We start from the raw sequence: 20308 nt of genomic DNA, 5'->3' as shown, positions 1-20308 counted from the left end.
GAACTCGGCAAAATGCCCCCGTAACTTCGGGAGAAGGGGGGCCCGCTGACTTGAAGCTCTTTACGGGCTAGGGTTGGTTGGCCGCAGAGACCAGGGAGAAGCGACTGTTTACTAAAAACACAGGTCCGTGCGAAGTCGCAAGACGATGTATACGGACTGACGCCTGCCCGGTGCTGGAACGTTAAGGGGACCGGTTAGTCACACTTGTGTGGCGAAGCTGAGAACTTAAGCGCCAGTAAACGGCGGTGGTAACTATAACCATCCTAAGGTAGCGAAATTCCTTGTCGGGTAAGTTCCGACCTGCACGAATGGCGTAACGACTTCTCCGCTGTCTCAACCACAGGCCCGGTGAAATTGCATTACGAGTAAAGATGCTCGTTACGCGCGGCAGGACGGAAAGACCCCGGGACCTTTACTATAGCTTGGTATTGGTGTTTGGTTCGGCTTGTGTAGGATAGGTGGGAGACTGTGAAGCTGCGACGCTAGTTGTGGTGGAGTCATCGTTGAAATACCACTCTGGTCGTACTGGATATCTAACCTCGGACCGTGATCCGGTTCAGGGACAGTGCCTGGTGGGTAGTTTAACTGGGGCGGTTGCCTCCCAAAGGGTAACGGAGGCGCCCAAAGGTTCCCTCAGCCTGGTTGGCAATCAGGTGTTGAGTGTAAGTGCACAAGGGAGCTTGACTGTGAGACTGACGGGTCGAGCAGGGACGAAAGTCGGGACTAGTGATCCGGCACTGGCTTGTGGAAGCGGTGTCGCTCAACGGATAAAAGGTACCCCGGGGATAACAGGCTGATCTTGCCCAAGAGTCCATATCGACGGCATGGTTTGGCACCTCGATGTCGGCTCGTCGCATCCTGGGGCTGGAGTAGGTCCCAAGGGTTGGGCTGTTCGCCCATTAAAGCGGCACGCGAGCTGGGTTTAGAACGTCGTGAGACAGTTCGGTCCCTATCCGCCGCGCGCGTTGGAGACTTGAGGAAGGCTGTCCCTAGTACGAGAGGACCGGGACGGACGAACCTCTGGTGTGCCAGTTGTTCTGCCAAGGGCATGGCTGGTTGGCTACGTTCGGAAGGGATAACCGCTGAAGGCATCTAAGCGGGAAGCCTGTTTCGAGATGAGGTCTCCCACCCTCTTGAAGGGTTAAGGCCCCCTATAGACGATGGGGTTGATAGGCCCGAGATGGAAGCCTAGTAATAGGTGGAGTTGACGGGTACTAATAGGCCGAGGGCTTGCTCACAAAGTTGCTACGCGTCCACTGTGTGGTTCTGAAAGAACCAACCTGGCACACCTGAGTGTGTGTTGATGGTTTGTGTTTTTTCATAGTGTTTCGGTGGTTATGGCGGAGGGGAAACGCCCGGTCCCATTCCGAACCCGGAAGCTAAGTCCTCCAGCGCCGATGGTACTGCATGCGTGAGCGTGTGGGAGAGTAGGACGCCGCCGAACAATCATTCGAGAGGGGCTTGTCCGCCGGTAAGGTGGGCAAGCCCCTTCTTGTGTTGTTGGTTGTTCGGGAGGATTTGGTGGTTTCAGACAGGCGGCCCGGTGAGGACCGCGGAGACGGTGCTCCTCGGCGCTCCGGTGGTGGAGCGGGCAGGCCGCGTGGCGACAAGCCACCATACGGTCGGTCCGGTGGTTCTTCGAGCGGTGATCGCTCAGGATCCGGTGACAACCGCAGGCAGGGCGGGTATCGCGACGCGCAGTCGGGCGACCGGCGTGAGCGTGGCGGTTCCAGCTGGGGTCGTGGCGGTGACCGCCCGGATCGGAATTCCAGTGGTGACTCGTCTCGTGGCGGGCGCTACGAAGGTGGCGGCTCGCGTGGTGGCTACGGCCAGCGCGATGATCGGCCGCGTCGTTTTGAGCAGGATCGTGATCGACCACAATCTGGCAGTCGCGATGACCGTCCCTCTTCCGGGGACCGGCCGCGCTGGCAGGACAACCGTGGCACTGACCGTGGCGATCGGGGCGGTTTCCGTCGCGACGACCGCGGTGGCCAGGGTGGTTACCGCGGCGCTGACCGCGGTGGTCAGAGCAGTGGTCAGAGCGGCTTCCGGCGTGACGATCGAGGCGGCCAGAGCAGTGGCTTCCGTCGCGATGATCGTGGTGGCCAGGGCGGGTTCCGCCGGGACGACCGCGGTGACCGGGGCGATTTCCGGAGCAACGACCGCGGTGATCGCGGTGGTTACCAGCGGGATGACCGTGGCGACCGGGGTGGTTTCCGCAAGGACGATCGCGGTGACCGTGGCGGATTCCGTAAGGACGACCGCGGCGGCGACCGCGGTGGCCAGAGCGGGTTCCGCCGGGATGACCGTGGCGGTCAGAGCGGTGGTCAGAGCGGCTTCCGGCGTGATGATCGAGGCGGCCAGGGCGGGTTCCGCGGCCGGGACGATCGTGGTGGCCAGGGTGGCTTCCGCCGGGACGACCGCGGTGATCGCGGTGGCTTCCGGTCGGACGACCGTGGTGGTTTCCGCAAGGATGACCGCGGTGATCGCGGTGGGTTCCGTTCTGATGACCGTGGCGGCGACCGGGGTGGATCCCGTTCGGATGACCGGGGTGGGTACCGCGGCAACGACCGTGGCGACCGCGGTGGTCAGGGTGGTTTCCGGCGGGACGACCGGCCTCGGCAGGACCGTCCGTACGGGGACAAACCTTCCTACGGCGACAAGCCGCGGTATGGCGACAAGCCCCGCTATGACAAGCCGAAGTTCGACAAGCCCAAGTTCGACAAGCCGCGGACGGACGGGGAAGACCGTCCCCGCTACCAGAAGCGTGATGACCGGCCCCGTCGGGACGGCAAGCCCGGGTTCCGGGATGGCCGTGTGGTCGAGGAGACCGGTGGCGTCCAGGGTGCGGAGCGTTCGGAGACTGGCGGCTCCCGCCAGGAGGACCGGAGCGAGCACAGCGCGGTAGTCAAGGACGATCGCGGTGGCGCGGACCAGGCTGTTGTCCGCAAGGACGACCGTGGTGACCAGGGCAGTGCCGGCGGCGGCGATGACCGTGGCGGCGCCCAGGGCGAGGACCGTGGCTTCCGCAAGGATGACCAGGGCGGCCAGAGTGGCTACCGGAGTGCGGATCGTGGTGGTCAGGGCGGGTTCCGCCGGGACGACCGCGGTGGGTTCCGGGGTGCTGATCGTGGCGCTGACCGGGGTGGGTACCGCGGCGGCGATCGTGGTGGGTTCCAGCAGCGGGATGACCGCGGTGGGTACCGGGGTAATGACCGGGGCGACCGTGGTGGTTTCCGTAAGGACGACCGTGGTGGGGACCGTGCTGGGTTCCGTTCTGATGACCGCGGCGGCGACCGGGGTGGATCCCGTTCGGATGACCGGGGCGGGTACCGCGGCAACGACCGTGGCGACCGCGGCGGGTTCCAGGGCGATCGGGGTGGGGCTGAGCGGCCTCGTTCCGCCGGCGCTGGGGATCGGCCTCGGTACGAGAAGCCTGCCTATGGCAATCGGGAGGACCGGCCGGCTCGCGAGGTCCGGCATGGTCGTACCGACGCCGACCGGGCGGAGGGCGTCGAGCGTCGTTACCCGGGACAGGACCGGCCGCGTGGGCGGGATGACCGCTTCGACGCGGGCGAACTGCGGCGGGATCAGCTCGAGGAGCTGGTGGAGCCGGAGCTTCCCGAGGACGTCGAACCCGGTCAGCTGGACGCCGGCGTTCGTTCAGACCTGCGGACCCTGTCCAAGAGCCTGGCCGAGCTGGTGGCCAAGCACCTGGTGATGGCCGGACGGCTGATCGACGAGGAGCCGGAGCAGGCGCTGGCGCATGCTCGGTTCGCTCGGCGGAAGGCCTCGCGGGTCGGGCTGGTACGGGAGGCGACCGGACTGGCCGCCTACCACGCCGGCGAATGGTCCGAGGCTCTTGCCGAACTGCGGGCGGCGCGGCGGATGACCGGTAGCTCCGGGCACCTGGCCGTCATGGCCGACTGCGAGCGGGCACTTGGCCGGCCGGAGCGGGCGCTGGAGCTGTCCCGTTCGACCGAGGCCGCCGCGCTGATCGGGGACGAGGCGGTGGAGCTGCGGATCGTGGCTGCCGGCGCGCGTCGGGATCTGGGCGAGCTGGACGCCGCGGTGGTGGCGTTGCAGGGACCGGATCTGGATGAGAAGCGGCGGGATCCGTGGAGTGCGCGGCTGTTCTACGCCTACGCGGACAACCTGGCCGCGGCCGGCCGGACCGATGAGGCCATCCAGTGGTTCATCTCGGCTGCCGAGGCGGACGACGAGGGTGAGACCGACGCGGCTGAGCGGGCCATCGAGCTGGGCGCGGGACCCGTGGTGCCGGTGGAGGCCGAGGAACTGGGCGAAGACCAGGCACTGGAGCAGGACCGGGACGAGGACGAGGCCGGGGAATCGGCTGCGGACTCGGACCGGGCTGACGCTGCGGACCAGGACGACGCTGACCGGGATGACGCTGCGGACCTGAGCGATGCTTCGGGCCGGGGCGAAGCCTCGGACCAGGCGGTTGACTCCGGGGCGGTCGCGGATTCGGGCCAGGGCACGGACGTCGTCGTGGACTCGGTTGAGGCTGCGGGTTCGGATGCGGTCTCGGCTGAGGCGGTTGACTCCGGGGCGGTCGCGGATTCCGGCGAAGCCGCGGATGCGGTCGTGGACTCGGGCGAGGCTGTGGACTCGGATGCGGTCGCGGATTCGGCTGCGGCCGGGGAACCGGTTGCGGAGTCTGTGCCGGTTGTGGGCGAGGCCGCGGGTGAGCCGGAGGCTTCGGTTGAGTCCTCGGGGTCGCGGGAGACCGGTGTTGTGAAGTCTGTTGATGGGACGGTTCGGGACAACTGATGATGACGTTGCTGGATGCGCACGACGCGTTGCTGCTGGATCTCGACGGCACCGTGTACCGCGGTGGGACCGCGGTGCCCGGGGCGCCGGAGGCGATCGCTGAGGCCAAGCGGCGCGGGCGTGCGCTCCGGTACGTCACCAACAACGCCTCGCGGGCGCCGGAGGCGGTAGCTCAGCACCTTCGGGAGCTGGGGTTTCCGGCCAACGTCCGTGAGGTGAGTACCAGTTCCCAGGCCGCGGCGGCGGTGTTGGCCGCGAAGCTGGCGGCCGGGTCGCCGGTGCTGGTGGTGGGGGCTGAGGCGTTGCGGGCCGAGGTTCGGGCGGTGGGGCTTCGGGTGGTCGAGGCCGCGGCGGACGAACCGGTGGCCGTGGTGCAGGGGCATTCGCCGGAGACCGGGTGGGCTCAGCTGGCTGAGGCCTGCATCGCCATCCGGGGCGGTGCCTATTGGCTCGCGTCCAATGTGGACGCCACCTTGCCGACCGAGCGTGGGTTGTTGCCGGGCAACGGGTCGATGGTGGCCGCGTTGCGGACCGCCACCGGGCTTTCGCCGGAGGTGGCCGGGAAGCCGGAGCCGACTCAGTTGGTACTGGCGGCGGAGTCGGCCGGTGCTTCGGCGGCTTTGGTCGTGGGGGATCGGCTGGACACCGATATCGCCGGGGCCAGTGCGGCCGAACTGCCCGCGTTGGTGGTGCTGACGGGGGTGGCCACACCGGCGGGTTTGCTGGCGGCCGTTCCCGAGCAGCGGTGCCGTTATATGTCCGAGGATCTTGGTGGGCTGGTCGCGCCGGTGGAGCACGTCGAGGTCGGCGTGCGGGCCGGGTGGCTGGTCGAGGTTGTGGATGGCGGGCTTCGGCTTGGCGGGGCTGATGAGAGCGGGGAACCGTTGTCGGCGCTGCGGTCGTTGTGCTCGGTGTGGTGGGGTGCGGGCGGTGGGGTCCCTTCGGGGGTGACGCCGGTGGGCGCCGAGGCTGAGGCGGCGTTGCGGAAACTGGGTATAGCGTGGTGAGCATGACGCCCGAACAGCCGGTGGCGGAGATCGACTCCGCCCTTGTCGGTCTGCAGGACCTGGACTCGGTGCCGCTGGCCGAGCACGTGGCCAGGTTCGACGCGGTGCACACCGCGCTGACCTCGGCGCTGTCCACGATCGACCAGGTCTGACCCATGCCTCGGCGGGTACGGCTGGACGCCGAACTGGTGCGCCGCGGGCTCGCCCGCTCCCGGGAACACGCCGTGGAGCTGGTGAACGCGGGCCGGGTCACCGTGCGCGGCACGGTCGCGAGCAAACCGGCGACCTCGGTGGAGACCGACGCGGCTGTGGTGGTGCGCGAGGACGCCGACGATCCGGGCTGGGCCTCGCGCGGCGCGCACAAACTGCTGGGCGCGCTGGAGGTCTTCGGGCCGTTGGGGCTCACCGTGACCGGGCGGCGTTGCCTGGACGCGGGCGCGTCCACGGGTGGGTTCACCGATGTGCTGTTGCGTGGCGGGGCGACCGAGGTGGTCGCAGTGGACGTCGGCTACGGCCAGCTGGTGTGGAAGTTGCAGACCGACGATCGGGTGAAGGTGTTCGACCGCACCAACGTGCGGAATCTGACGCCGGAGCAGATCGGCGGGACCGTTGATCTTGTGGTGGGTGATCTCTCGTTCATCTACCTGCGCCTGGTGCTGCCCGCGCTGGCCGCCTGCATGGCGGACGGCGCGGACCTGGTGCCGATGGTGAAACCGCAGTTCGAGGTGGGCAAGGAGCGTCTGGGCTCCGGTGGCGTGGTGCGTGATCCGGAGCTGCGGGTCGAGGCCGTCACCGGCGTGGTCGCCTCGGCGGCCGAGTCCGGGCTGACCCTGCGCGGGGTCACCGCCAGCCCCCTGCCGGGTCCCTCCGGCAACGTCGAGTATTTTCTCTGGCTTCGCCGGGGCGTGCCGTTGGCCGAGACTGAGGCCGAGCAACTGGTTCGGGCCGCGGTCGCCGCGGGTCCGCAGTAGGCACTGGAGGTAGACCGTTCATGACCCGTGAGCTTTTGCTCGTGGTGCACACCGGCCGTCCGGAGAACCGGCGCACGACCGAATACGTGGCCGGGAAGCTACGGCAGGCCGGGTTGAGGCTGCGGGTCCTGGTGGAGGAGGCCGCCGACATCAACGCGGCCTGCTACGACACCATCGTGGCGCACACCGACGAGGCCGCCGAGGGCACCGAACTCGTGCTGGTGCTCGGCGGCGACGGGACCCTGCTGCGGGCCGCCGAACTGGCCAGGCCCGCCGGGGTGCCGGTGCTCGGGGTCAACCTGGGCCGGGTGGGCTTCCTGGCCGAGGCCGACTCCGAGGAGCTGCACGAGGTGGTGGCCGCGGTCATCGACCGGACCTACCACGTCGAACAGCGGATGACCCTGGACGTGATCGTCCGGCTCAACGGGACCGTGCTGGCCCGCACCTGGGCGCTCAACGAGGCCAGTGTGGAGAAGTCCAGCCGGGAACGGATCCTGGACGCGGTGCTGGAGGTCGACGAGCGCCCGGTGTCCGGCTTCGGCTGCGACGGGGTGCTGGTGGCCACGCCGACCGGGTCCACCGCCTACGCCTTCTCCGCCGGCGGGCCGGTGATCTGGCCCGAGGTGGAGGCACTGCTGGTGGTGCCCAGCAACGCGCACGCGCTGTTCGCCCGGCCGCTGGTGGTCTCGCCGAACTCGCTGGTCGCGGTGGAGGTCGCGCCCGGTGGACACCCCGCGGTGCTGTGCTGCGACGGGCAGCGCACCGTGGAGCTGCCGCCCGGCGCGCGGGTGGAGGTCGTCGGCGGGAAGGTGCCGGTCAACCTGGTGCGGCTGAAGAAGGAACCCTTCGCCGACCGGCTGGTGCGCAAGTTCTCGCTGCCGGTCCAGGGCTGGCGCGGACCAGTTATCCCCAACCGGTAGGCACCCCTGGCGCGAATGTCGGTCCGGCCCAGTAGTGTCTCGTCTGTGCTGGCCGAGATGCGCATCCAGGGCCTCGGCGTGATTGCCGACGCCACCCTCGAACTGCACCCCGGCCTCACCGTGGTCACCGGTGAGACGGGTGCTGGCAAGACAATGGTGGTGACCGGGCTCCACCTGCTCTCTGGCGGTCGCGCGGAAGCCTCCAGGGTTCGGACCGGGGCTGAGCGCGCCACCGTCGAGGGAACCTTCCAACTCCGCGGTGACGACGCGCGTGCCGGGGCCGCCCAGGCGCTGAGCGTGGCCACCGAGGCTGGCGCCGACGTCGACGACGACGGCAGCCTCATCACCGTGCGCTCGGTGAGCGCCGACGGACGCTCCAAGGCCCACCTGGGTGGGCGGAGCGTGCCGGTCGGGCTGCTCTCCGAGCTGACCGAACAACTGCTCGCCGTGCACGGGCAGAACGACCAGCTCCGGCTGATGCGCACCGGCGAGCAGCGGGCCGTGCTGGACCGCTTCGCGGGCGCGGCCATCGCCGAACCGCTGGCCGAGTACCGGGACCTGCGCGGGCAGTGGATCGCGGTGGCCAGGGAGCTGACCGAACGCACCGAACGCGCCCGCGAGATGGTCCGCGAGGCCGAGATGCTGCGGCACGGGCTGGGCGAGATCGAGTCCGTGGCCCCGCAGCCCGGCGAGGACACCCTGCTGGTCGACCGGGCCCGCAGGCTCGCCGACGCCGACCAGCTCCGCGAGACCGCCTCCGGGGCCGCGCACGCGGTGGCCGGCGCCGCCGACGGCGATCCCGACCAGCCCGGCGCGCTCGGCCTGATCGGCGAGGCCCGGCGCAGGCTGGCCGCTGCCGAGGACCCGGCGCTGCGTGAACTGGAACCCCGGCTGGTGGAGGCGGCGGCGCTGCTCACCGACGTGGGCACCGAACTGACCACCTACCTGGAGCAGCTCGACGCCGATCCGGCCGAGCTGGAACGGGTGCTGGCCCGGCAGGCCGAGCTGAAGCAGCTCACCCGCAAGTACGCCGCGGACGTGGACGGCGTGCTGGTCTGGGCCGCCGACGCGCAGGCCAGGCTGACCGGCCTGGACACCTCCGAGGAGACCCTCGGCAAGCTCGCCAAGCAGCGGGACGCGCTGGCCAAGAAGCTGGCCAAGATCGCGGGCACGCTCACCGCGATCCGGCGCACCGCGGCCGAACAGCTGGCCAAGGCGGTCACCGAGGAACTGTCCGGACTGGCCATGGCGCACGCCAGGATCGAACTGACCGTGCAGCACAAGCAGGCAGGCGAGGGCGACGAGCTGTCGCTCAAGGTCGGCAACGAGCTGCTGCAGGCCGGGCCGGACGGGGTGGACGAGGTCGAGCTGCTGCTCGTCGCGCACCCCGGCGCGCCCGCGCTGCCGGTGCACAAGGGCGCCTCCGGCGGTGAGCTGTCCCGGGTGATGCTGGCCATCGAGGTGGTGCTCGCGCACACCGACCCGGTGCCCACCCTGGTCTTCGACGAGGTCGACGCAGGGGTCGGCGGGCGGGCCGCGGTGGAGATCGGGCGGCGGCTGGCCAAACTGGCCCGCAGCCACCAGGTCATCGTGGTCACCCACCTGGCCCAGGTGGCCGCCTACGCCGACCGGCACCTGCTGGTGGACAAGAACATCGGCGCCGAGGGGCTGACCAAGTCCGGGGTGCGGGTGCTCAACCACAACCAGCGGGTGGTGGAGCTGGCCAGGATGCTGGCCGGGCTGGAGTCCACCGAATCCGGCCGCGCGCACGCCGAGGAGCTGCTGGCCACCGCGGAGGCCTACACCCAGGCACTGCGCCCGTAGTTCACCGCCGGTGACGGTTGGTGGCTGTACCGATTTCGTGTCCCCCAAGGGTTGACGTGCGGTGATTCCACGGCGTGCCTAGGCACAGACCCGCCGGGGGTTTGTCACCATCCGCACATGAAGCTCACGGGCCTGCTCAACCGAACCAGTCAGTCCCTGCCTGGAGTCCACGGGCCGGCCAGGGTGGACCGTCGCTCCGGCGACCTCATCCGCAGACTCGGGCCCGGCGACATCGCCGTGCTCGACCAGCTCGACCTGGACCGCCGCACCGCGGACGCCCTGGTGGCCGCCGAGGTCGCCGGGGTGGTCAACGCCTCCGCCTCGATCTCCGGGCGATTCCCCAACCTGGGGCCGGAGATCCTGATCAGCGCGGGCATCCCGCTGATCGACGCGGTCGGCCCCGAGCTGCTGCGCAAGATCAAGGACGGCACCCGGATCCGGCTGTTCGAGGGCGGGATCTTCCAGGGTGAGACCGAACTCGGCCGCGGCACCGAGCAGACCGCCGATTCGGTGGCCGACCAGCTGATCGAGGCCAAGGCCGGTATGGCCGCGCAGCTGGAGGCCTTCTCCGCGAACACCATCGAGTTCCTGCGCCGGGAGCGCACGCTGATCCTGGACGGGGTCGGGGTGCCCGAGCTGTTCGTGCCGATCAAGGACCGGCAGGTGCTCATCGTCGCCCCCGGCTACGGGCACCGCGACGACCTGCGCAAACTCAAGCGCTACATCCGCGAGTACCGGCCGGTGATCATCGGCGTGGAGGGCGCGGCGGACACGCTGAAGGAGGCCGGGTACGCCCTGGACGTGATCGTCGGCGACCCGGACGGGATCAGCACGCTGACCCTCAAGGCGGGCGCCGAGGTGGTGCTGCCCGCGCAGATGGACGGGCACGCGCCCGGCCTGGAACGCATCCAGGACCTCGGCATCGGCGCGGTCACCTTCCCCGCCTCCGGCAATCCGGAGGACCTCGCGCTGCTGCTGGCCGAGGCGCACGGGGCCGATCTGGTGGTCACCATCGGCTTCCAGGCCACCCTGCACGAGTTCCTGGACCGGGGCCGCTCCGGCTCCAACCCCTCCACCTTCCTCACCCGGCTGCGCCTGGGCAGCAAGGTCGTCGACGGCCATGCCGTGGTCAGCCTCTACCGCAGCCGGGTCTCGGTGCTCTCCGTCCTGCTGCTGGTCGTCTCCGCGCTCGCCGTGCTCATCGCCGCCGTCGCGGTGACCAGCGTGGGCAGCGCCTACGTCGATATCGGCGTGGACTACTGGAACGACTTCCTCTCCTGGCTCAAGGGGCTCTTCTCGTGATCACACTGCGGTACCACGTCGTCTCCATCGCGGCGGTGTTCCTCTCGCTCGCGCTGGGCATCATGCTCGGCTCCACCGTGATCAGCGACCGGCTGCTGTCCGGGCTGACCGGGGAGAAGGACTCGCTCGGGCAGAAGGTCGCCGACCTGCAGGCCGAGCGCAACGCGCTCAACGCCCGGCTGACCGACGCGGACCGGTTCGGCACCATGGTCGGCCCGCTGGCGGTGCGCGGGCAGCTGGACAAGCGGACCGTGGTGCTGATCAGCACGCACGACGCCAACCCGGCCGACCGGGACGCGCTGACCGAGCTGATCAAGGCGGCCGGCGGCAGCGTCACCGGTGAGTTGCAGCTCACCGACACCTTCACCGATCCGGCCAAGGCCGATCAGTTGCGGGATCTGGTGCCGCGGCTGGTGCCAGCCGGTGTGCAGCTGCCGACCGCGGCCACCGATCCCGGCACGTTGGCCGGTGGGTTGCTGGGGCCGTTGTTGTTGCTGAACAACCAGAACAGGCCGCAGGCCAGTGGGGACGAGTCGGCGGCTGCGATGAGCGGGCTGGCCAATGGCGGGTTCGTCCGGGTCGGGCGGGGTATCACGCCCGCACAGCTCGCGGTGGTGCTCACCGGTGGGGCGACCGGGGGTGAGGATCCGGGGGATCGGGCGGCGATCCTGGCCCGGTTCGCGACTCAGGTGGATCGGTCCGGGGCGGGGGCGGTGCTCGCGGGGCGATCCGGGTCGGCCGAGGGGAACTCGGCGATCGGCATTGTGCGGGCGGATACGTCGGCGACCTCGATTTTGTCGACGGTGGACAACCTGGACACGGCCGCCGGGCGGGCGGTGACGGTGATGGCGTTGCGGGAGCAGCTGGAGGGGCGGTCCGGGCGGTATGGGAACGCGGGGAACGCACAGGCCCCGGCGCCGCAGGGGCTCGGCTAGGCCCGTGGGCCGTCCATAACGGCCAACGTGGCGTACGAGAACGGCCAACACTGCGTACGACAACGGCCAACACGCGGGAGCTGGGTTGAGAACCTGCCGGCGTGTTGGCCGTTCTTGTACGCCGTGTTGGCCGTTGTCGTACGGCTTGTTGGCTGTTGTCGTACGGGGCATTGGCTGTTGTGGGACAAGGAGGTCAGGGGCTTTGGGCTTCGACCGTCCAGAACGGCCAACGTGGTGTACGAGATCGGCCAACACTGTGTACGAGATCGGCCAACACTGTGTACGAGATCGGCCAACACGTGGGTGGGGGTGGGCTATACATCACCCGTTCGGGGGGACGCGATGGAGGTGGGGGTGCGGTAGCGGGGATTGGACGTGTTACGGTCGCCTCCCGTGGATCGAGGGGGCGCTCGCTCGGTTGGGAGCCCCGACACCACACCCGACCAGCGACGGCGTCGAGTTGATTCACGGGAGTACCCCTTGGTGTTGCAGGCCCGCACGACCAAGCACGTGTTCGTCACCGGAGGCGTGGCCTCCTCTCTCGGCAAGGGGCTCACCGCCTCCAGCCTCGGGCAGCTGCTGACGGCTCGCGGACTGCGCGTGACCATGCAGAAGCTCGACCCCTACCTCAACGTCGATCCCGGGACGATGAACCCGTTCCAGCACGGTGAGGTCTTCATCACCGAGGACGGCGCCGAGACCGACCTGGACATCGGTCACTACGAGCGTTTCCTGGACCGCGACCTGGGTGCGGCGGCCAACGTCACCACCGGGCAGGTCTACTCCGAGGTGATCGCCAAGGAGCGGCGCGGGGAGTACCTCGGCGACACCGTCCAGGTCATCCCGCACATCACCGACGAGATCAAGTCGCGGATCACCGCGATGGCCGCCGCCGGTGAGGACGGCACCTCCCCGGACGTGGTGATCACCGAGGTCGGCGGGACCGTCGGCGACATCGAGTCGCTGCCGTTCCTGGAGGCTGCCCGGCAGGTCCGGCACGACGTGGGCCGGGACAACGTGTTCTTCCTGCACGTCTCCCTGGTGCCCTACCTCGCCCCCTCCGGCGAGCTGAAGACCAAGCCCACCCAGCACTCGGTGGCCGCGCTGCGCAACATCGGCATCCAGCCGGACGCGATCGTGTGCCGGGCCGACCGGGAGATCCCGGACGGGCTCAAGCGCAAGATCGCGCTGATGTGCGACGTGGACGGCGAGGCCGTGGTGGCCGCGCCGGACGCGCCCTCCATCTACGACATCCCGCGGGTGCTGCACGCCGAGGGCCTGGACGCCTACGTGGTGCGCCGCCTCGGGCTGCCGTTCCGGGACGTGGACTGGACGGTGTGGGGCGACCTGCTGGAGCGGGTGCACAAGCCCAGCGACACCACCCGGATCGCGCTGGTCGGCAAGTACGTCGACCTGCCCGATGCCTACCTGTCGGTGACCGAGGCGCTGCGTGCCGGTGGCTTCGCGCACCGGGCCAGGGTGGAGATCCGCTGGGTCCCCTCCGACCGGTGCGAGACCCCCGCCGGCGCCGCGCAGGCGCTGGCCGGGGTGGACGGCGTGCTGATCCCCGGCGGGTTCGGCGTGCGCGGCATCGAGGGCAAGGTCGGCGCCATCCAGCACGCCCGCACCCGCGGCATCCCGGCGCTGGGGCTGTGCCTCGGCCTGCAGTGCATGGTGATCGAGGCGGCCCGCGGGCTGGCCAAGATCGACGGGGCCAACTCGGCGGAGTTCGACGAGACCGCCAAGCACCCGGTCATCTCCACCATGGCCGACCAGCAGGACGTGGTCGCCGGTGAACGGGACATGGGCGGCACCATGCGGCTGGGCTCCTACCCGGCCAAGCTCGTCCCCGGCTCCCAGGTCGCCAAGGCCTACGGCGCCACCGAGGTAACCGAACGGCACCGGCACCGCTACGAGGTCAACAACGCCTACCGGGACAAGCTCGGCAAGGCCGGTCTGGTCTTCTCCGGCACCTCGCCGGACGGGCACCTGGTCGAGTTCGTCGAACTGCCTGCCAAGACGCACCCGTTCTTCGTCGGCACCCAGGCCCACCCCGAGCTGAAGAGCCGTCCGACCCGGCCGCACCCGCTGTTCTCCGCCTTCGTCCGGGCCGCGCTGGACTACCAGGCCGCCGAGCGGCTGCCGGTGGAGCTGCCGGAGACCGCGACCAGTTCGGCGGGTGTCTGATGTCCACTGTGGAGCGTGGCGCGCACGAGTTCAGCGTGGCCAAGTCCCAGGACGTCTACGCCGGGCGGGTGATGGCGCTGCGGGTGGACGACGTGGTGATGCCCGGCGGCAAGGTCGCCACCCGCGAGGTGATCGAGCACCCCGGCGCGGTCGGGGTGATCGCGCTGGACGAGAACGACAACGTGGTGCTCATCCACCAGTACCGGCACCCGGTCGGGCAGCGGCTGTGGGAGCTGCCCGCCGGACTGCTCGACGCCGAGGGCGAGGATCCGGCCATCACGGCGCAGCGCGAGCTGGCCGAGGAGGTCGGGCTGGCCGCCACCGACTGGTCGGTGCTGGTCGACGTCTCCGGCTCGCCGGGGTTCATGGACGAGGTCATCCGGGTCTACCTGGCCCGCGGTCTGTCCACTGTGGAGCAGCTGGCGGACACCGGGGACGAGGAGGCCGACCTCGTGGTGCGGCGGGTGCCGCTGAGCGAGGCCGTGCGGATGGTGCTCTCCGGTGCCATCATCAACGCTGCCACGGTGTCCGGGGTGCTGGCCGCGCACGCGGTGCTCTCCGGCGCGGCGGAGACCAGGCCGGTCGACGCCCCGTGGGAGTCCAGGCCGCACCGGTTCGCGCGGCGCCGCAGCGGCTGAGCGAGAGCTAGGCGGAGGAGGAGTCGACGTGCGAGTCGGTGTCCCTCGTGAGGTCAAGAACCACGAGTACCGGGTGGCCATCACCCCGGCGGGCGTGGTGGAACTGGTGCGCCGCGGCCATCAGGTCCTGATCGAACGGGAGGCCGGCCTCGGCTCCTCCTTCCCCGACTCCGACTACCTCGCGGCCGGGGCGAAGATCCTCAACTCGGCCGAGGACGTGTGGGGCGAGGCGGAGCTGGTGCTCAAGGTCAAGGAGCCCATCGCCGAGGAATATCACCGGATGCGGCGCGGGCAGACCCTGTTCACCTACCTGCACCTGGCCGCCAGCCGGGAATGCACCGAGGCGATCGTGGCCGCCGGGATCGACGCGGTGGCCTACGAGACCGTGCAGCTGCCCGACGGCTCGCTGCCGCTGCTCGCGCCGATGAGCGAGGTGGCCGGGCGGATGGCCCCGCAGGTCGGCGCGCACACCCTGGAACGCGCCGCGGGCGGTCGCGGGGTACTGCTGGGCGGGGTGTCCGGGGTGCCCGCGGGCAAGGTCGCGGTGATCGGCGCGGGTGTGTCCGGGATGAACGCGGCCACCATCGCGCTGGGTCTGCAGGCCGAGGTGGTGGTGCTGGACAACAACATCAACCGGTTGCGGCAGATCGACTTCGTCTACCGCGGCCACCTGCAGACCATCGCCAGCAACGCCTACGAGATCGAACGGGCCTGCCTGTGGGCCGACCTGGTGATCGGCGCGGTGCTGGTGCCCGGCGCCAAGGCGCCCAAGCTGATCGGCAACGACCTGGTGGCCAGGATGCGGCCCGGTTCGGTGCTGGTGGACATCGCCATCGACCAGGGCGGCTGCTTCGAGGACTCCCGGCCGACCACGCACGGCGATCCGGTCTTCGGCGTGCACAACTCGGTCTTCTACTGCGTGGCCAACATGCCCGGCGCGGTCCCGCACACCTCCACCTGGGCACTGACCAACGTGACCCTGCCCTACGCGGTGGCCCTGGCGGACAAGGGTCTGCCCGAGGCGGTGCGCGCCGACCACACCCTGGCCAAGGGCGTCAACGCGGTCGGCGGACAGCTGGTGCAGGCCGAGGTGGCCGCCGCGCACGGGCTCCCGCACACCGAGCTGACCGACGCACTGGCATGATGCGCCCCTGAGAACTCCAGCGGCGGAGGGACCGGCGCACTGAACGGCGATGCGACAACCAGCCCGGTGGCGATCCCCGCCGCGCTCTCGGCCGCCGTTGGCAGGTACCTGGACCACCTCACCGTGGAACGCGGCACCGCCCGCAACACCCTGGACTCCTACGCCCGCGACCTGCGCCGCTACACCGAACACCTGGCCGTGGCCGGGGTCGGCTCGCTGCCGGAGGTCACCGAGCGGCACGTGGCGGAGTTCCTGGCCGGACTGCGCGAGGGCGACGGGCAGCGGCCGCCGCTGGCCGCCTCCTCGGCCGCACGGGCCGTGGTCGCGGTGCGCAGCCTGCACCGCTTCGGCTACCGCGAGGGCCTGCTCAGCGCCGACGTGGCCAGCGGGGTGCACCCGCCGACCCCGCCACGCCGCCTGCCCAAGGCGCTGCCGGTCGACGATGTGCTGCGGCTGCTCGACGGCGCGGGCAGCGAGGACCCGCGCGGCCTGCGGGACCGGGCACTGCTGGAACTGCTCTACTCCACCGGCGCGCGGATCTCCGAGGCGGTCGGGCTGGACGTGGACGACGTGGACCAGACCGAACGCACCGCGCTGCTGGACGGCAAGGGCGGCAAACAGCGCCTGGTGCCGGTGGGACGGCCCGCGCTGGCCGCGCTGGCTGCCTACCTGGTGCGGGCCCGGCCGGTGCTGGCGGCCAAGGGCAGGGGCAGCGCGGCGGTGTTCCTCAACGCCCGCGGCGGGCGGCTGTCCCGGCAGAGCGCGTGGCAGACGCTCAAGGACTCGGCCGAACGGGCCGGCATCGCCGGGGACGTGTCTCCGCACACACTCCGGCACTCCTTCGCCACCCACCTGATCGAGGGCGGGGCCGACGTCCGGGTGGTGCAGGAGCTGCTCGGGCACGCCTCGGTGACCACCACCCAGGTCTACACGCTGGTCACGGTGAACACCCTGCGCGAGGTCTTCGCCACCGCTCATCCACGGGCCAGGGGCTAGCTACTCCGTTGTGCCGAACGGGTGCCGAAGCCTTGATGACCAGGTCGGACGGGTCCCGGCGAGGCGCGTTGCCGCTGTGACCCGCGAAGCCTACGCTCGCCAGCAGGGTCTACCCGCCGACACGAGGAGTCAGGTCAGATGTCCACACCGCAGCCTGCCTTTGGGCGGCCCCGTGGTGAGGCGGCTGACCTCAGCCTGGCGCCCAAGCCCGCTGACCTGTCCGAGGAGCACGTCCCGCACCTGGCCACCGGCGAGATCGGGCCGACCGGGCGGCCGATGCGGCACGTGCCCGAGCCCTCGCTGCTGGCCGGGCACGGACCGGCCAAGGTCCTCGCGATGTGCAACCAGAAGGGCGGGGTGGGCAAGACCACCTCGACCATCAACCTGGGCGCCGCGCTGGCCGAATACGGCCGCCGGGTGCTGCTGGTGGACTTCGACCCGCAGGGCGCGCTCTCGGTGGGCCTCGGCGTACAGCCGCACCACCTGGACCGGACCATCTACAACGTGATCATGGAGCGCTCGGCCACCATCGAGGAGACCGTGCTGCGCACCTGCGTCGAGGACATGGACCTGTTGCCCAGCAACATCGACCTGTCCGCCGCCGAGGTGCAGCTGGTCTCCGAGGTCGGCCGCGAGCACACCCTGCAGCGCGCGCTGCGGCCGGTGCTGGACCACTACGACTACATCCTCATCGACTGCCAGCCCTCCCTCGGCCTGCTCACGGTGAACGCGCTGGCCGCGGCGGACGGGATGATCATCCCGCTGGAGTGCGAGTTCTTCAGCCTGCGCGGGGTGGCGCTGCTCATCGACACCATCGAGAAGGTGCGCGAACGGCTCAACCCCCGGCTGGAGATATCCGGGATTCTCGCCACCATGTACGACCCGCGTACGCTGCACTCCCGAGAAGTCATGGCCCGGGTAGTGGAGGCGTTCGGGGACATCGTGTACGACACCGTGATCAACCGCACCGTGCGGTTCCCCGAGACCACCGTCGCCGGCGAGCCGATCACCCGCTGGGCCCCCCGCTCCGGCGGGGCCAAGGCCTACCGGGCGCTGGCCCGCGAGGTGATCGCCAGGTGAGCTGGCTCGCTGCTGTCGCAGGGCCGGTCGAGTGACCACAGTGGACACGCCGGACACTCCACAAGGGACGGACGAGAACGGCCGCTTCACCGTGCGGCTGGCCAACTTCACCGGCCCGTTCGACCTGCTGCTGCAACTGATCTCGCAGCACCAGATGGACGTCACCGAGGTGGCGCTGCACCAGGTCACCGAGGACTTCATCGCGCACATCCGGGTGCTCGGCGATGCCTGGGACCTGGACGAGACCACCGAGTTCCTGGTCATCGCGGCCACCCTGCTCGACCTCAAGGCGGCCCGGCTGCTGCCAGCCGCCGACGTGGACGACGAGGACGACCTGGCGCTGCTGGAGGCCCGCGACCTGTTGTTCGCGCGGCTGTTGCAGTACCGGGCGTACAAGCAGGTCGCGGCGCTGTTCGGCGAGCTGGAGGCGACCGCGCTGCGGCGCTACCCGCGGTCGGTGGCCATGGAAGACCGGTTCGTCGAACTGATGCCCGAGGTGATGCTCGGCGTCGACCCTCGCCGCTTCGCCGAACTGGCCGCCGCGGTGTTCCGGCCCAAGCCGCCGCCGGTGGTCGGGCTGGCACACCTGCACATGCACCCGGTGTCCGTGCGCGAGCACGCCGGGATCCTGCGGGTGCGGCTGGCCGAACTGGGCGAGGCGAGCTTCGCTGAACTGACCACCGACTGCACCGAGACGGTGGAGGTGGTGGCCCGGTTCCTGGCGCTGCTGGAGCTGTACCGGGAGACCGTGGTGCTCTTCACCCAGGAGGAGCCGCTCGGGGAGCTGCTGGTGCGCTGGGTGGGCGGCAGCAAGGAGCAGGCGGAACTGGCCGCCGCGGCCGCGCTGGCCGTGGCGGATGAGGAGGAGTACGGGTGACCGAGAACGGCACTCCGGTGGCGGACGAGCAGATCGCGGAGCCCGAGGTGGCGCCGGTGATCGCGGCCGAGCCGGAGCCCGAGGTCGCGGACGCGCCGGTGGCGGCGGAAGTGGACGCGCCGGAGGACGAGGAGGAGGCCGTCGTCGGCGGCCTGCCCGACCTCAGCGAGGACGGCGCGCTGGACGCCGCGCTGGAGTCGGTGCTGCTGGTGGTGGACGCGCCCGCGCCGGAGGAGGTCCTGGCCGACGCGCTGGACGTCTCGGTGGCCAGGGTGACCGTGGCGCTGGGGCGGCTGGCCGCCGGGTACACCGAGTCCGGGCGCGGGATCGACCTGCGCCGGGTGAGCGACGGCTGGCGGTTCTACACCCGCGACGTGCACGCGCCGTTCGTGGAGCGGCTGCTGCTCAACGGGCAGCGGGCGAAACTGACCCGCGCCGCGCTGGAGACCCTGGCCGTGATCGCCTACCGCCAGCCGGTCACCAGGGCCAGGGTGGCCGCGGTGCGCGGGGTGAATGTGGACGGGGTTATCCGCAGTCTGCTCGCTCGTGGTCTGATTGAGGAGACTGGTGCGGATCCGGACACCAACGGCCTCCTGTACCGCACCACAGAGCTGTTCCTGGAGCGATTGGGGTTGTCCTCGGTGAAGGAACTGCCCCCGCTCGCGCCGTTGTTGCCGGAAGTGGACTCGATCGACGATGTCGTCTAGTAGTGAGCCGCAGGGTGTGCGGTTGCAGAAGGTGCTCTCCAAGGCCGGGATCGCCTCCCGGCGGGTGGCGGAGGACATGATCGCCGAAGGCCGGGTGGCCGTGGACGGCGAGATCGTCACCGAACAGGGCCGCCGGGTCGACCCGGAGCAGGCGGTGATCCACGTGGACGGGTTGCGCGTGATGGTCACCGGCAACCTGGTGCACCTGGCGTTGAACAAGCCGCGCGGGGTGCACACCACGATGTCGGATGACCGCGGCCGCCCGTGTGTGGGCGACTACGTGGCCGACCACGAGGAACGTCTCTTCCACGTCGGCCGCCTGGACGCCGAGACCGAGGGTCTGCTGCTGCTGACCAACGACGGCGAGCTGGCGCACCGGCTGATGCACCCCTCGTACAACGTGTACAAGACCTACCTGGTGGAGGTCGCCGGGCCGGTTCACCGTGATCTGGGCCGCAAGCTGCTGGCCGGGGTCGAGCTGGAGGACGGGCCGGTGCAGCTGGACAAGTACCACGTCAAGGACGCCAACGGCGGGCGGGTGCTGATCGAGGTGGTGTTGCACGAGGGGCGGAATCGGATCGTGCGGCGGTTGTTCGACGCGGTGGGCCATCCGGTGCTGCGGCTGGTGCGGACCGCGGTGGGAGAGGTCCGGCTCGCCGGGCTGCGCCCCAGCGCCCTGCGCCCGCTCAGCCGGGCCGAGGTGGGGGCCCTGTACAAGAACGTGGGCCTCTGACCCAGCCCCCCGAGCTTCGCCCGGCCGCCCACAACGGCCAAAACCCCGTACAAGAACGGCCAACACGGCGTACCAAAACGGCCAACACGGCGTACCAAAACGGCCAACACGCCGGCGGGTTGAGAACCTGCCGGCGTGTTGGCCGTTCTTGTACGCCGTGTTGGCCGTTGTCGTACGGCGGGTTGGCCGGTCTGGT

Annotated in this window: 17 protein-coding genes and 2 rRNA genes (1 of these 19 running past the window's edge); 18 read left to right on the top strand and 1 reads right to left on the bottom strand. The window is 70.1% G+C overall.

What is annotated here, in order from left to right; genetic code table 11:
* Both HNR67_RS38620 and rrf read left to right on the top strand, forming a co-directional pair.
* Positions 1-1238 (top strand): 23S ribosomal RNA (locus HNR67_RS38620) (it extends 1874 nt beyond the left edge of the window).
* An 89-nt stretch (positions 1239-1327) separates the two neighbouring features.
* A 5S ribosomal RNA gene (gene rrf / locus HNR67_RS38615) occupies positions 1328-1444 on the top strand.
* Between the two features lie 209 nt (positions 1445-1653).
* Here rrf and HNR67_RS38610 read toward each other — a convergent pair.
* The gene (locus tag HNR67_RS38610) at positions 1654-3483 is read right to left on the bottom strand and encodes a hypothetical protein (protein ID WP_185008230.1); all 1830 of its coding nucleotides are present in this window, start codon (positions 3481-3483) and stop codon (positions 1654-1656) included.
* A 123-nt stretch (positions 3484-3606) separates the two neighbouring features.
* On the opposite strand from HNR67_RS38610, the gene HNR67_RS45365 reads away from it, so the two are divergent.
* The 16 genes from HNR67_RS45365 to HNR67_RS38530 all read left to right on the top strand — a co-directional run bounded on the left by HNR67_RS45365 (position 3607) and on the right by HNR67_RS38530 (position 20112).
* Positions 3607-4791 carry a tetratricopeptide repeat protein gene (locus HNR67_RS45365; RefSeq protein ID WP_312989068.1) on the top strand — a complete coding sequence of 395 codons (1185 nt, stop codon included), beginning with the start codon at positions 3607-3609 and terminating at the stop codon, positions 4789-4791.
* Complete coding sequence (locus HNR67_RS38600; protein WP_185008228.1) at positions 4791-5798, top strand: HAD-IIA family hydrolase; 1008 nt, start codon at positions 4791-4793, stop codon at positions 5796-5798. Before HNR67_RS45365 ends, HNR67_RS38600 begins: the two co-directional genes overlap by 1 nt.
* Positions 5799-5800: 2 nt before the next feature.
* Positions 5801-5950 (top strand): hypothetical protein, encoded by a 150-nt coding sequence (locus tag HNR67_RS38595; protein ID WP_185008226.1) that lies wholly within the window; start codon positions 5801-5803, stop codon positions 5948-5950.
* Positions 5951-5953: 3 nt separating this feature from the next.
* Positions 5954-6769, top strand: a complete 816-nt coding sequence (locus tag HNR67_RS38590) for a TlyA family RNA methyltransferase (protein ID WP_185008224.1) — start codon at positions 5954-5956, stop codon at positions 6767-6769.
* A gap of 20 nt (positions 6770-6789) precedes the next feature.
* Entirely contained in the window at positions 6790-7689 is a 900-nt protein-coding gene (locus HNR67_RS38585; protein ID WP_185008222.1) for an NAD kinase, read from the top strand.
* A 45-nt stretch (positions 7690-7734) separates the two neighbouring features.
* Positions 7735-9513 carry a DNA repair protein RecN gene (recN, locus tag HNR67_RS38580; RefSeq protein WP_185008220.1) on the top strand — a complete coding sequence of 593 codons (1779 nt, stop codon included), beginning with the start codon at positions 7735-7737 and terminating at the stop codon, positions 9511-9513.
* A gap of 117 nt (positions 9514-9630) precedes the next feature.
* On the top strand, positions 9631-10815 hold the full coding sequence (gene steA, locus HNR67_RS38575) for a putative cytokinetic ring protein SteA (RefSeq protein ID WP_185008218.1): 1185 nt from the start codon (positions 9631-9633) through the stop codon (positions 10813-10815).
* Positions 10812-11750 carry a copper transporter gene (locus tag HNR67_RS38570; RefSeq protein ID WP_185008216.1) on the top strand — a complete coding sequence of 313 codons (939 nt, stop codon included), beginning with the start codon at positions 10812-10814 and terminating at the stop codon, positions 11748-11750. The genes steA and HNR67_RS38570 overlap by 4 nt, the downstream gene beginning before the upstream one ends.
* A gap of 480 nt (positions 11751-12230) precedes the next feature.
* Positions 12231-13937 (top strand): CTP synthase, encoded by a 1707-nt coding sequence (locus HNR67_RS38565; protein WP_185008214.1) that lies wholly within the window; start codon positions 12231-12233, stop codon positions 13935-13937.
* Entirely contained in the window at positions 13937-14575 is a 639-nt protein-coding gene (locus tag HNR67_RS38560) for an NUDIX domain-containing protein (RefSeq protein ID WP_185008212.1), read from the top strand. The genes HNR67_RS38565 and HNR67_RS38560 overlap by 1 nt, the downstream gene beginning before the upstream one ends.
* Positions 14576-14603: 28 nt before the next feature.
* Positions 14604-15719, top strand: coding sequence for an alanine dehydrogenase (ald, locus tag HNR67_RS38555; RefSeq protein WP_185008210.1), 1116 nt, complete (start codon positions 14604-14606; stop codon positions 15717-15719).
* Between the two features lie 66 nt (positions 15720-15785).
* The gene (gene xerD / locus HNR67_RS38550; RefSeq protein WP_185008208.1) at positions 15786-16715 is read left to right on the top strand and encodes a site-specific tyrosine recombinase XerD; all 930 of its coding nucleotides are present in this window, start codon (positions 15786-15788) and stop codon (positions 16713-16715) included.
* 138 nt (positions 16716-16853) lie between these two features.
* Entirely contained in the window at positions 16854-17795 is a 942-nt protein-coding gene (locus HNR67_RS38545; RefSeq protein ID WP_185008206.1) for a ParA family protein, read from the top strand.
* Positions 17796-17826: 31 nt separating this feature from the next.
* Positions 17827-18672, top strand: a complete 846-nt coding sequence (locus HNR67_RS38540) for a segregation and condensation protein A (RefSeq protein WP_312989059.1) — start codon at positions 17827-17829, stop codon at positions 18670-18672.
* Positions 18669-19379 carry an SMC-Scp complex subunit ScpB gene (locus HNR67_RS38535; protein ID WP_185008204.1) on the top strand — a complete coding sequence of 237 codons (711 nt, stop codon included), beginning with the start codon at positions 18669-18671 and terminating at the stop codon, positions 19377-19379. Before HNR67_RS38540 ends, HNR67_RS38535 begins: the two co-directional genes overlap by 4 nt.
* Entirely contained in the window at positions 19369-20112 is a 744-nt protein-coding gene (locus tag HNR67_RS38530; protein WP_185008202.1) for a pseudouridine synthase, read from the top strand. The genes HNR67_RS38535 and HNR67_RS38530 overlap by 11 nt, the downstream gene beginning before the upstream one ends.
* Positions 20113-20308: the final 196 nt, after the last annotated feature.

The organism is Crossiella cryophila, from assembly GCF_014204915.1.
In the GTDB taxonomy this organism is placed as follows: domain Bacteria; phylum Actinomycetota; class Actinomycetes; order Mycobacteriales; family Pseudonocardiaceae; genus Crossiella; species Crossiella cryophila.
This window is presented reverse-complemented; position numbering and strand designations above follow the sequence as displayed.